The sequence below is a fragment of the Cedecea sp. B1(4) genome (assembly GCF_059414925.1).
In genome coordinates, this window is sequence record NZ_JCAHMZ010000002.1 from 801,072 (window position 1) to 813,337 (window position 12,266).

The 12,266-nt window shown below is 58.8% G+C and carries 9 protein-coding genes; 4 read left to right on the plus strand and 5 right to left on the minus strand.

Translation table 11 applies throughout. The annotated features are described in order from the left end of the window. Positions 1-15: 15 nt before the first annotated feature. Positions 16-1,215, minus strand: a complete 1,200-nt coding sequence (locus ACR6JA_RS07135; RefSeq protein WP_494493204.1) for an MFS transporter — start codon at positions 1,213-1,215, stop codon at positions 16-18. A 90-nt stretch (positions 1,216-1,305) separates the two neighbouring features. Between ACR6JA_RS07135 and ACR6JA_RS07140 the strand changes: the two genes are divergently transcribed. Then, positions 1,306-1,824, plus strand: a complete 519-nt coding sequence (locus ACR6JA_RS07140; protein WP_039293892.1) for an Lrp/AsnC family transcriptional regulator — start codon at positions 1,306-1,308, stop codon at positions 1,822-1,824. 2 nt (positions 1,825-1,826) lie between these two features. On the opposite strand, the gene ACR6JA_RS07145 is transcribed toward ACR6JA_RS07140, so the two are convergent. The 4 genes from ACR6JA_RS07145 to ACR6JA_RS07160 form a co-directional block, all read right to left on the minus strand. Beyond that, positions 1,827-2,888, minus strand: a complete 1,062-nt coding sequence (locus ACR6JA_RS07145; protein ID WP_494493205.1) for a DUF2955 domain-containing protein — start codon at positions 2,886-2,888, stop codon at positions 1,827-1,829. Then, a complete protein-coding gene (locus ACR6JA_RS07150) occupies positions 2,878-3,939 on the minus strand; it encodes an HlyD family secretion protein (RefSeq protein WP_494493206.1) in 1,062 nt (353 codons plus the stop codon). The genes ACR6JA_RS07145 and ACR6JA_RS07150 overlap by 11 nt, the downstream gene beginning before the upstream one ends. 48 nt (positions 3,940-3,987) lie before the next feature. Continuing rightward, complete coding sequence (locus tag ACR6JA_RS07155) at positions 3,988-4,446, minus strand: MarR family winged helix-turn-helix transcriptional regulator (protein WP_166992629.1); 459 nt, start codon at positions 4,444-4,446, stop codon at positions 3,988-3,990. A gap of 306 nt (positions 4,447-4,752) precedes the next feature. Continuing rightward, positions 4,753-5,304, minus strand: coding sequence for a flavodoxin family protein (locus tag ACR6JA_RS07160; protein ID WP_494493207.1), 552 nt, complete (start codon positions 5,302-5,304; stop codon positions 4,753-4,755). A 279-nt stretch (positions 5,305-5,583) separates the two neighbouring features. On the opposite strand from ACR6JA_RS07160, the gene ACR6JA_RS07165 reads away from it, so the two are divergent. From ACR6JA_RS07165 to ACR6JA_RS07175, 3 genes are read left to right on the plus strand one after another with little or no spacing between them, the layout of a single operon-like run. Beyond that, positions 5,584-6,966 (plus strand): SrfA family protein, encoded by a 1,383-nt coding sequence (locus ACR6JA_RS07165; RefSeq protein ID WP_494493208.1) that lies wholly within the window; start codon positions 5,584-5,586, stop codon positions 6,964-6,966. A 2-nt stretch (positions 6,967-6,968) separates the two neighbouring features. Continuing rightward, positions 6,969-9,941 carry a virulence factor SrfB gene (locus ACR6JA_RS07170; RefSeq protein ID WP_494493209.1) on the plus strand — a complete coding sequence of 991 codons (2,973 nt, stop codon included), beginning with the start codon at positions 6,969-6,971 and terminating at the stop codon, positions 9,939-9,941. Continuing rightward, entirely contained in the window at positions 9,938-12,079 is a 2,142-nt protein-coding gene (locus ACR6JA_RS07175) for a virulence factor SrfC family protein (protein WP_494493210.1), read from the plus strand. Before ACR6JA_RS07170 ends, ACR6JA_RS07175 begins: the two co-directional genes overlap by 4 nt. Positions 12,080-12,266 lie beyond the last annotated feature (187 nt).

Sequence of the window (12,266 nt, forward strand, 5' to 3'; positions counted from 1 at the left end):
GATAACGTAGAAGCTTTAGCCCACAACCTTCACGCCCTGCCCGGCAAAATCACGCCACAGGCAGGTCAGTACCGCAATGACCATCAGCGCCAGGGAGAGCAGCGAAATCGTAGTAAACCCGCGCTCGGTATAAAGCGGTCCGTAGCTACTGCTGCCGGCAAACACAGCCAGGTAAGTCACTGCGCTGTTCAATCCCATCAGCGTGCCGCGCTTGGCCGGGTCGATGGCCGTCAGGCGCTGAATCAGTAAGTTCACCCCCAGATGGTTCACCAGGCCAAGCACAAACAGCAGGCAGATAATCCCCACCAGCGAACCACCGAGCATCGCCAGGCCCAGGTAAACAAGGGCTACCACCAAAAGCACCGGCGGCATCAGGCGTTTAGGGCCAAACCGATCTACCATCCCGCTGAGCAAAGCGGCACAGCCGAACCCCGCCCCATAGGCAATCGCCACCCCGCCGTTGGCCGTCACCGGCAGGCCGAGATCCTGATGAAGATGGTCGCCCAAATAAGCATAAATCCCGTAAAACGCCGTCATAAACGCCCCGCACACCACCAGCAACGACTTGATGCCTGGCAGCCCCAGGGCAGACAGCGGTGAAGGCGCAATGCCCGCGGCCGGGCGATCCTGAATGTTCAACCTGACGAGCGCGATCAGCGCCAGGGCCGCCAGACAGCTCACGGACACATACACCGCGCGCCAGCTGAACAACTCTGTCAGCACCACGGAAAACGACACGCCGGCGATCATGCTCAGCGTCCAGCCGGTCAGCACCTTGCCGATGGTCCGGCTTTCACGCCCCGGCTCCGCAATGGCCGCCGCGCTGGCGTAAATCGCGGGCAGCGCGATACCGGAAGCTATCCCGGCAATCAGCTGAGCGGCAATAAATACCGCCACTGAAGGCGAAGCCGCGCAAAGCAGCAGCGCCGCGCCCAGCAGCATCATGGTGAATTTGAGCATCCGCGCCGAGCCGACTAAGTCGATCAAACGAGCCAGAAAAAGTGCGCTCGCCGCCGTTCCCAGGCCAAAAGCCGCCGCGGCCATCATCACAGTCGGCACTCCCGCGCCTATAGACGATGCCACTGCCGGCGCAATAGGCCCCAGCACCATTGAGTTGGCACCGATAACGCCGACGCAGCCGGTCAGCACATACACGGCTTTGGCGGGAGACAGAGACGGCTCTGGATGAAGTTCCAGACACTGGCTGTTTTTCATTTTTCTTCCTGACAAGGATTAAACTTGACTTACATTCGATAAAAACCAATTTTATCCGAATGAAATTCAGCGTCATTACTCAGGGGCAATATGAAAAAAGAAACAGACAGTATTAAGCAGAACGGTGCGGCAGAGCGAACTCTCGATGCCGCCGACCGAAGAATATTAGGCGCGCTGGTGGAGGACGCGACCATCAGCTACGCCGAACTCGGCGAAAAGGTCGCCCTTTCCGCCCCGGCGGTACACGAAAGAGTCAAACGCCTGAAGCGCTCCGGGGTGATCCAGCAGACGGCGGCCTTGCTCGACCCAAAGGCCATCAGCAAATCCCTGCTGGCCTTCGTGCACATTGATACCAAGGGCTGGGGAAAAACGCCGGATCTGCTGCGAATTTCCGCCTACCCGGAAGTGGAAGAGATCCATTCCGTCGCCGGGGACACGTCCATGTTGTTGAAGGTCCGCACCGAGGATTCAAGGGCGCTTGAGGCCCTGCTGGCGCATCTGTATGAGATCAACGGCGTGGTGGCGACCAGGACGTATATCGTGTTGTCCACCTATCTTGAGCGCCCTGTCCAGCCGGGCATTACCCGCGACTGGCCGGAACAGGACTAACGTCATTTCACGATATAGCGCGTTGAGGCAAAGTTATTCAGTATCTTATGGATAATAAAGGTCACGGCCAGGGTGCCGACAATCGCCACCGACACCGATGAAATACGGTACAGCGCGCTAAAAACGATATCCTGATTAGGGTGCATGTATTGCCCGAACATCAGCGCCAGCGTGGTCAGAATAGAAAACCCCACGCCCGGCCCGACCTTCTCAAACACGTGAATTCGCGCGGCCAGCAGCAGACCGAGGCTAATCAGCGGCATCAGCAGGATCAGGTGGCGGCTGAAATCGTAGATCACCAGCTGCACCAGAATCGCGTAAAGACACCCGGCAATCACCCCGACAATGCGCCACCAGGACGAAAGGATCGCCCCGCGAAAATGCATGGGGAACAGGGCAAAAATGCCCGCCATCAGCGCGGCCAGGGAATCATTCAGCGTGTAGATCTGGAACATGGTGAATAAGAGAGTCGCCGTTAACGAGGCGAGCAGTGTTTCATGCATCACCCGTGGCCCGTCCTTTTGAATCGCAGGCGGCGGCTTGCGCGGCTCTACGTCCGGCAGCAAATAACAGCTAAGCGCCGACAGCCCCACCGCCAAAAGGCTACCGATGATGTTAGAAAACATCAGGTCGCTCATGTCGGTGGTCGGGTAGCTCAGGAAATTAGCCATCACGCTTAAACAGACCACACCCATCGAGCCAAACAGAAAGAGCGGCCCCCGGCTCATCAGGTAGAAGCGCGTCATGTACATCAGGAACACAATCAGCGTCATCGGCAGCGGGTAATTCGCCAGCATCGCGAACAGCAGCGTCATTTCCACGCAGTTCAGCAGCGCGTTGGCGATCATCTGCCGGGCAATATGGCCGTTAAAAATGGGCACCAGCCCGGTGAGCATGATGGGGTAAACCACGTAGAACACCCCGTACTGCGTGTTAACCCAGCTGTAGACAAACATCCCCACGCAGCCCGCCATGACGATGCGCAGCATATGGCGGAAATCATTGCCGCTGAAGGGCGTCGGTGCATTGCGCTTCAGCGGGCCAAGAATAAATTTAATAAACATAATGCAGGTAGCTCACCAGCCTGATTTGCATCCCGCCGATAAACGACGCGAAAGCGGAAGGCGAATTGTAGAGCTGCACCGTGGCCCGTGCGCCAGCCGGCAGATCTGGCGTTGTCCCGTCTTCAAGCAGCAAATGAATACGCATGCGCTGCGCGTCCCTCACCCAGCGGTTTGAAGTTTCCGGCGCGGAAAGCTGCCCGTTGATAGCCTGCTGCCCCGGCAAAACGCCCGCATCTTTGCTGGTGACCCTGGCTTTGAAAACCTGCCCCGGCAGCCCGTCGAATACTATATCTGCCGTTGTTTCTGGGCGGGTTTTACTCAGGCTTTTCTCACGGAAGTCGGCCACGATATCGAGCTTGTCGTTAACCAGCGCCAGCGCGGGAGATCCCGCCCCGGCATACCAGCCCTCTTTCAGCTGTAAATTACTGATAATTCCGTCGCTGCTGGCAACCACGCGGGTGTAATCCAGATTGAGCCGGGCGTCGTTCAGCAGGTTACGGTATTTTTGCAGCGTGACGTTTTGATCCCCGCGTTCCCCGCGCGAAATCACCAGCTGTGCCAGCGCGGCCTGGAGGTTGTTGACGTTTTGCACCGCGCTTTGCCAGCGCGTAAAAGCCACGTCCAGATCCTGTTTAGAAATCAGGTTACCGCTGCTAAGTCCGTTAAAGCGGTGATAGCTGCGCCCGGCGTTGTCGGCATCCAGTTGGGCGGCTTTGATTTTTGCCCGCGCGGCACTGATTTGGGCGTCAATTTGCTGGTTGTCGAGCATCGCCTGCTGATAAGCAATTTCCGCGCGTTCAAGCTGATTCTGGTAAGGCTTATTGTCGATGTCGAACAGCACATCTCCTTTCTTCACCACGCTGTTATTGCTGACGTAGATATGCGTCACGTAGCCCGATACGCGCGATGAAACCGGGGTCACCACGCGCATCACGGTGGAGTCGGGGGTTTGCGGCACCCAGATGTCGGCGGCCAGAAAATAGCAAAACATCACGGCAAACAGCGCCAGCGTGACTTTTACCCAGCGGGTAAATCGTTGTTCAGGGGTCATAACTACTCGCTAAATGAGAAACACGCCGGGAGACAAGGCGTGAAAGAACTATCGAATTTTGATCATGTTGGCGGCCAGCAGGTTTACCGTCTGGCTGAACTGTTCTATTTGCTGAGCCGGAATGCCCTGCGCGACCTGCGCCTGGCAGCGCTCCACCGTTTCACTTACCGCCTTAATCGCTTTCTGGCCCGCAGGCGTCAGCGAGATAAATTTCACCCGTCTGTCTTTTTCGTCCGGCGTGCGGGTGACATAGCCCTCTTTTTCCAGCTGTGCCAGCGTGCGCGTCAGAGGCGGCAGGTCGATGCCCTGCGCCCGGGCCAGATCCGTGACGGTGATTTTCTCCCCCGCCACGCTGAGCTGCATCAGCGTCGTCCAGCTGCTTTGGGTCAGGCCGGTAAACGCCACGGCGTCATCCACGATGCCACGCCACAGGCGCACCAGCATCGCCAGGCGCATCCCCAGCGGGCGATCGGGAAAATCGACAATGTCGTATTTATCGTCATGCATCGGGTAATCCCCATGTAAATAGTCACCATGATAATTATCATGATAAGTATTTATTTGATGAATACAACTGACAATAACCAGGGGTAATTACTGAGGAAGTGGCAAAGACAAAAGCGCCCGCAGGCGCTTCCGGACAGCTGATGAACCGCTGGCAAGAGAAGAAATCTCAGACGGTTCGTTAAAAAAATTGGAAAATCAATTCATTGATTTTCGGCTGATAACCACAAAGAGGGAAAAACCACGCTTTTTCCCTCTTTGTCAGCAAAATAAAAGCGCCCGCAGGCGCTTTAGAAAAGAGGAGAAACGTTAGCTCAGGCGAGCAGCAATATCCGCCACGCGAGCGCCGTATTTCACGGCGGTGTCGAGGTCGCCCTGGGCAATTTGTTCGGCTCCAGCGTCAGCCGGAGACTGCACCAGCAGCCCAACTGAGCCACCCAGGTTGTTCGCGTCTTCGCGGGTTGCCGCCAGCGTGTTAGCCGGCAACTGGCCCAGGCTCACCCAAATGCCGCCGTGCTGAGAGGCCAGCGTTTGCATCCACTGCAGGCTCACCTGCTTGTCGCCGTTCAGGCTGGCGCTATTGGTGAAACCGCCGAACACTTTGTCCTGCCAGCCACGGGTGAACCACACTTTGGAGGAAGCATCGGCAAACTTTTTGAACTGCCACGGCACGTTGCCCATGTAGGTCGGCGCCCCAAAGATGATCCCTTTGGCGTCGTTCAGTTTTTGCCAGTCTGCTTCCTGAATATCGCCATTGCTGTCCACGGCGACGAGGTCGGCGTTTGCCCCTTGTGCAACATGCTCTGCCACACGTTTGGTGTGACCGTATCCGGAAAAGTAAATAACAACGATTTTAGCCATAATTTTTCTCGACATGGTTAGAGGGAAAGCCTCGGCCAGAAGGCCGCAAAATCGGGGTTCATCGTGTCTGTCTTTTTCTTTCTGGTCAAGAAGTTACCTACCAGTAAGTGACTTACTTCCGGGTAAGTATCGCCCGCATCTTACCGCCTCATTTTGTCTAATAGCCAGATAATTTACCCATTTTGCCGTCTCTTCTGCCGTTTGACTTAGGGCCGCTTCGTTAAACTGTAAAGCGTGAAGATGGCTCTCGGGTGAGCCGTTAACAGCAGGATTGATGACGTGGCAAAAACATTATTGCGCAGCGGATGCCTGGATGACTTTCTCGCGCTGGGCGAAAACGGTCAGGCAGTGTTTGATTCCGCGTTTCAAATACGCGAAACATTACGCCTTCGTAAACAGCAGGCCGTCGCCGACGCGCTGGCCATTCCCCAGCCCAATGACGAAGGCGACCGCGTTGACTGGTATGCGCCTCAGGAAGGCAGCGTCACCAGTTGGGCAGCCGCCAGCGACGAAGAGCGCCGCACCGCCCTTCGCTATCTGGATAATTGCTTATCCAACGTAGCCTCGCTCAGCTCACGCTGCCAGCAGGCGGAGAAAACCTCAATTCGCCTCTTTGGCGCACTGCTGGAAAAAGCTCTGCAGTTCCCCGGCAGCCAGCACGTCTACCTGGTGAACGGCAAGCCGGTGATCACCTTCTGGGGGTTCGTGAATCTTAACCAGGGCGCACGGGACGATGTGCTGGAATGCCTGCGGGTGGTGGAATCACGCGAGCCTGAAATTGCGTTTATCCCTGAAGAAACGATGCCGGAGCCAGAGCCACTGCCGGTAGAAATTAGCGAGCCAGAAAAGCCGCTGCTTGAAGCCCCGATGGCGGTTCAGGTGGATGATGATTCTCCGGTTTATAGCCTCACCGCAGTGAAAAAAGCCGCAGCCGAAGAAGAAAAACCGGCCCCGAGCCCGGAACCTGTCGCCGTAGCCGCGAAACCTCGTCGCCGCTGGCTGCTGCCGGTCGCCGCCGTGATTGCCGTTGCCATTGCGGCCCCGGTGGGTTATCTGCTGCTTAGCGGGAGCCAGACCGCGCCGGTCGCAACCGCCCAGGCCGAAGTCCCGCCTAAACCTATTGCGCCAGCGCCAATACAGGCCGTCGATGTGGCCAAAACCACCCTGCCGCTGACGCCAGCCGAAATTGTGGTGCCGCCTAAGCCTAAACCTGAGCAAGCGCCGGTTGCCGCGCCGGAAGAAAATTCTGAGCCAATTACCGTTGCCGCAGACGTGCCGAAAAATGCGTTAATTCTACCGGCAGAAGCCGTGAAAATTGGCTCCACTAAATTCCTCAACGGTACCTGGCGAGCACAGATCGATTTCAGTGACCCGATCACCGGTAAAGCGCCAAGCCTGCGCTACCAGATAGCCAACAACAAAGGCACGGTGCGCCTGGTGCACGGCGATAACATTGTCTGTAAAGCTGAGGTGTTTTCCGGCCTGCATCAAAACGGCGCGCTAATGATTAAAACCCGCGGCAGCGCGCGCTGCAGCGACAGCAGCCGCTACCCGATGCCGGAAGTGACCTGTAAAACCGGCAGCAACGGCGCCGCCGTTTGCACCGGCCGCTATGAAGGCGACAAAGTCATACCGATCACCTTCCGAAAAGTGAGTAACTGATCATGCTGGCGACCCTTTTTCACTACAAGCCGAGCGTCACGCTCATCAAAGACAGCGGCATTCAGTTCCTGGACTTTGGTCTTGCGCCGCAGACTAACGCCGCCCACGCCGGGCGCTTTGTGCGCCAGACGGCCAACGGCCCGCTGTTACGCCTTGATTACGATGTTGTGCCCGGGAAATTTACCCTACCGGGCGAAAACGGCACCGCGCCAGAAGTGGTGAAACCCGAAAGCACCATTACGCTTGGCCACTCCCTGCGGGTGATGGACAAAACCTGGCTGCCGCTGCCGTTCCTGCGCTTTAACCCGCCGCGTACCTTTGTGGGTGGACCGGATAACTGGGCCCGCGTGCAGGTGCGTGTTCTGGAGACGCCCGATTCCGCCGGGAATACGGTGCGCATCAGCATCGCGCTGGACAGCAAAATTTACGCGGACGATCACCCCGCCGCGCATCTGGCACCGACGGAAAACGACGTCCGCAACGGGGCCCGTTTTGCGCTGGCCTGGCACAACCACGAGATCAAAGATTTTCTCGACCAGACCTGGGTGGACGGCTGGCTGCGCGAAACCTTCACCCAGTTTGCCACCCGCGTGGAAGAGCGCACCGAGCGTGAGCTCGCCGCCGCTATGAAAGCCTTTGAATATCAGGCTCACTATCTGAATATTCTGGAGCTTATCGGCAACCAGCTCGCCGTGCCGGAAGTGAAGATCGTCACCGCCACGCTGCAATCCCCGCCGATTGACGTAGATCTAGTGCTGGATGTGGGGAACACCCACACCTGTGGCGTCCTGATCGAAGATCACGGCGAAGAAAACGACGGTCTGCGCCAGACGGCCGAGCTGCAGATCCGCTCCCTGAGCGAACCACAGCTGATCAACGACGCGATGTTTACCAGCCGCCTGGAGTTCAGCGAGGCAAAATTTGGCAAGCAGCATTTCTCCGTTGAAAGCGGGCGCGACGACGCCTTTGTCTGGCCTTCTATTGCCCGCGTAGGCGACGAAGCTCGCCGTATGGCCTGCGCTCGCCTGGGTACCGAAGGCGCCAGCGGGATCTCCAGCCCGCGCCGCTACCTGTGGGACGTCACGCCAGCTAGCCAGGACTGGCGCTTCAGCCAGATGGGCGTGAAAACCCAGCGTGAGCCGCTGGCGACCGCATTCCCGCTGATGAACCTGATGAACGACGACGGCCAGCCGCTGTATGCCCTGCCGATGGATGAACGTCTGCCGGTGTTTTCGCCGCAGTACAGCCGCAGCTCGCTGATGACTCTGATGCTGTGCGAGTTGCTCTCCCAGGCGCTGATGCAAATCAACAGTATCGGCTCCCGCCAGAGCATGGGGCACCCGACCTCGCCTCGCCAGCTGCGCAACCTGATTCTGACTTTACCTTCCGCTATGCCAAAACCGGAACGCGAGCTGTTCCGCCAGCGTATGCAGGAGGCGGTCGGCCTGGTGTGGAAAGCGATGGACTGGCACCCGACCGACGAAGGCTTCACCCTCGAGCGAGACAAAAAGAAAAGTATCGTGCCGGTGCCGGAAGTGCAGATGGAGTGGGACGAAGCCACCTGCGGCCAGCTGGTCTGGCTGTATAACGAGGCGCTGGTGAACTACGCCGGGCAAACCGGGCGCTTCTTTGAAAGCCTCGCCCGCCCTGACCGCACCCTGACGCCGGACGAACCCGTCGGCAAAACCCTGCGCGTGGCGTCGATTGACATCGGCGGCGGCACAACCGATATGGCGATCACCCAGTATCAACTGGACGACGGCGTGGGCAGCAACGTGAAAATCGCGCCGCGCCTGCTGTTCCGTGAAGGCTTTAAAGTCGCCGGGGACGATATTTTGCTGGACGTGATTCAGCGCTGCGTCCTGCCTGCGTTGCAAGCCCACATCCACAAAGCGGGCGTAGCTGACGCGCCAGGCCTGATGACCACGCTGTTTGGGGAATCCGGCCGCATGGACACCCGCGCCACGCTACGCCAGCAAACTGCGCTCCAGCTGTTTATTCCGCTTGGCCATGCAGTGCTTTCTTTCTGGGAAGAGAGCGACCCGGAAGAGCCGGATTCGGTGCTGGAAGCAACCTTCGGCGAGTTACTGACCCAGCAGCCAACCCGCAACGTGATCAACTACGTTCAGCAGGCCGTGCAGCATGAGTTGCCAGCCGACGCGCCGCAGTTTGACATCATGAGCGTGCCGCTGCAGGCGGAAATTGCCGCGCTGCAGGATGCACTGCTGGCGGGCCAGTTTACCCTCACCGCGCCGCTGCAGGCGCTGTGCGAAGTGATCAACCATTATTGCTGCGACGTGCTGTTAGTCACCGGTCGCCCTGGCTGTCTGCCTGGCGTACAGGCGCTTCTGCGTCACCTGCAGCCGGTACCGGTTAACCGCATTGTCTGGCTCGATAACTACCAGACCCACGAGTGGTATCCGTTCAGCCAGCAAGGACGCATCGGTAACCCGAAATCTACCGCCGCGGTGGGCGCGATGTTGTGCAGCCTGGCGATGGATCTGCGCCTGCCGAGCTTTAACTTTAAAGCCGCCGATATTCAGGCCTATTCCACCGTGCGCTACCTGGGCATGCTGGACGGCAACGACCGGCTGCTGGAAGACAACGTTTGGTACCGGGATATCGATCTCGACAGCCCGCAGGCAAGCCTGGACACCCGAGTCCACTTCCCGCTGCGCGGCAACGCCTGCCTGGGCTTCCGTCAGTTGGATAACGCCCGCTGGCCAGCCACGCCGCTCTACACGCTGGCAATCAACTCGCCGCAGCTGGCGAAATCAATTGCCGGAGACGGCGTGCTGAACGTGCGCCTGAAGCAGACCCGCGAGGCCGAGTCATTCAGCCTTGCCGAAGCCTGGCTGTCGGACGGCAGCAAAGTCCCCCTCGAACAACTGAGTTTTAAACTGAATACCCTCGCCGGCAGCTACAGCGGGGCGACGCATTACTGGATAGACAGCGGGAGCGTATACCAAAAATGAAGCAGTTAACTACCACGCTCAGCCATCTGGTGAACTGGGTTCAGATGACCCGCACTTTCTCTCCGCTGCTCGACAATGAAGCGGACAGTCTTTTGGCGCGCCTCCAACAGCTGAGCGAACGCCACCGTCGCATCAGCGCGCTGGAGGACGCTCCGCTGACGCTAGGCATTTATGGCCACGCCCTGGACGGCAAAAATCATCTGCTGAATACCCTGCAGGGCAGCCCGAATAGCCGCATTGATATTCAGCTCGGTGATAAACGGCTGGACTACCTGACGCACATCAACCCAGGCCATACGCCAGCGGCGATGGCGGTGCGCTTCAGCGCCCAACGGCCGCCTGAAGTAGAGAATTACCCGCTGCTGCTGACGCTGTTTAGCGAGGCCGAACTGGCGCAGCAGTTTATCAACAGGTATCACGCCTCTGACGCGCCCCGTCTGGCAACGTCAAGCGCGGTTGCCCTGCGGCTGACCGAACTGGAGTCCCGCCGTCTGTCTGCCGCTGCACCAGGATTAACCCGTGAGCAAACGGCCGATCTGCTGTACGGCTACCACCGTCTCCAGCGCCGTCAGCATCACCTGGATGAGCGCCTGGTTTACCGCATCGCCGAGCTTGCACCTTATCTTTCGACAGAAGATCGCGCCTTGCTGTTCGCCCTGCTGTGGGGCGAAGATAGCGCCCTGACGGAAACCTGGCTGCGGCTGGCGCAGGCCTTGCAGCATTTGGGCTGCGTGGAACAGGTTCTGGCTCCGGCAAGCCTCGTGGTGGACAGTTTCCTGCTGCCTGCCGAAGGTTTTCTCATTCCTTCCGGCCCGGAAGACGCACCAGAACAGGCGGATGTGATGGTTTGCCCGCTGGTGGGAAACCAGCCTGGTTCTCACCTCAGTCTGCCGCAGAACGACCTCGCGCTGCTGTGCGCCGAGGTTATTTTCACCCTCAGCCAGCCGACTGCGCTGAGCAACGTGGATTTACTGGATATCCCGGCGAGTCAGCTTAGCTGGTACACCACCCGGCTTCAGCCGGACACGCTGCTGGTGTGTAACGCCGTCAGCGAACGCAGTGAAGTTCAGGCGACGGGGAAAGCGCTGGCATGGTGGGTAGACAGCACCCAAAGCCCGGGGCACAGCTCGCTGCCGGGCCTGGTCTGGGCCATCACGCCGTTTGACGCCCGCTTTACGCTTGGTGCCAGCCTGGACGACGGCGTTCAGCGCCTGATTGGCAACCCGGGCAAGCGCTGGGGCACGCTGCAGGCGCTGGACAGCAGAAACATGCATCGCCTGCTGGAATGGCTAACCGATGCGCTAAATCCCACCCGCCGTGAACAGCGCCTCGCCGCCCTACGCGGTGAGTTGGAAACGCAAATCGTCGAACTGTTCCAGCGCTTTATTGACGCGCAGCAGGCCACCCCACAGCAGGCTCGCCAGCAGGCAGAAGATCTGGTGCGTGCTCTGCAGGCCCGAGCGACCCAGCACGGTGATTTGCTGGCAAGCCTGGTGCCATCCCGGGATGCTCTGCAGCAGATCTGGCTGCAGCACCAACAGCAGCATCAGCCTAAACCGGAAGGCTTTGCGCTGGAGATAGACTTGTTTGCCGACGCGGCCGAGCATGTTGCCCCTCAGACCGAAGGCATCAGCTACGCCCGCGCCGTGCACCGGCTTTGGGTTAACCACCTGCGTCTGCTGGGCCAGCGTCGGGAAGCCGCACACCAGTTTGGCCTGGACAGCGTTCAGCTTCAGGCGCTGTGCAACACGCTGATCGTCGCCAGCTACCGGCTGGATGTGCCGATGGGGCTGGAACGCAGCATGCAAAACGGCGACTCCGGGCTTGAGCTGGATATTTCCCGTGCCAGCACGGTGCTGGGTGATTTTATTGCCTGGCTGGGCTACGCCAGCGTGCCGGTTTCCGCTCGCCCGGCAAGCCGGGTCAATAAAGGCCAGGCCGTGTTTGCCCCCCCTGCCCAAGCGGATATCAGCCGTCGACTGACAAAACTGGGCGAGCAGCCAACGCGCGGCAACGCCAGCTACGTTTACGACTGGCTGGTCGCGCTATATACCCGGGCCACGGAGAATATCGGCTATCAAAACCCGCTGGATATTAATGAGAAGCAGCGGCAGACGCTGGTGAAGCTGCTGGGATGAATTTGGGGCGCCAGTCCCTCACCCCGACCCTCTCCCCAAAGGGGATAGGGGGAAAATAAAAGGTCAGAACAGAACGCAATCTATTCCCTCTCCCCAAGGGGCGTGGGAGAAACAACAGGTCAAAACAATAGGTCATCTATTCCCTCTCCCTTCCAGGGAGAGGGTAAGCAGCGACGCCGCCGTCGAA

What these genes read in the sequence shown, in the direction of transcription:
- ACR6JA_RS07135 (WP_494493204.1), bottom strand. Translation starts at nt 1,215, where the DNA reads ATGAAAAACAGCCAGTGTCTGGAACTTCATCCAGAGCCGTCTCTGTCT.
- ACR6JA_RS07140 (WP_039293892.1), top strand. Translation starts at nt 1,306, where the DNA reads ATGAAAAAAGAAACAGACAGTATTAAGCAGAACGGTGCGGCAGAGCGA.
- ACR6JA_RS07145 (WP_494493205.1), bottom strand. Translation starts at nt 2,888, where the DNA reads ATGTTTATTAAATTTATTCTTGGCCCGCTGAAGCGCAATGCACCGACG.
- ACR6JA_RS07150 (WP_494493206.1), bottom strand. Translation starts at nt 3,939, where the DNA reads ATGACCCCTGAACAACGATTTACCCGCTGGGTAAAAGTCACGCTGGCG.
- ACR6JA_RS07155 (WP_166992629.1), bottom strand. Translation starts at nt 4,446, where the DNA reads ATGCATGACGATAAATACGACATTGTCGATTTTCCCGATCGCCCGCTG.
- ACR6JA_RS07160 (WP_494493207.1), bottom strand. Translation starts at nt 5,304, where the DNA reads ATGGCTAAAATCGTTGTTATTTACTTTTCCGGATACGGTCACACCAAA.
- ACR6JA_RS07170 (WP_494493209.1), top strand. Translation starts at nt 6,969, where the DNA reads ATGCTGGCGACCCTTTTTCACTACAAGCCGAGCGTCACGCTCATCAAA.
- ACR6JA_RS07175 (WP_494493210.1), top strand. Translation starts at nt 9,938, where the DNA reads ATGAAGCAGTTAACTACCACGCTCAGCCATCTGGTGAACTGGGTTCAG.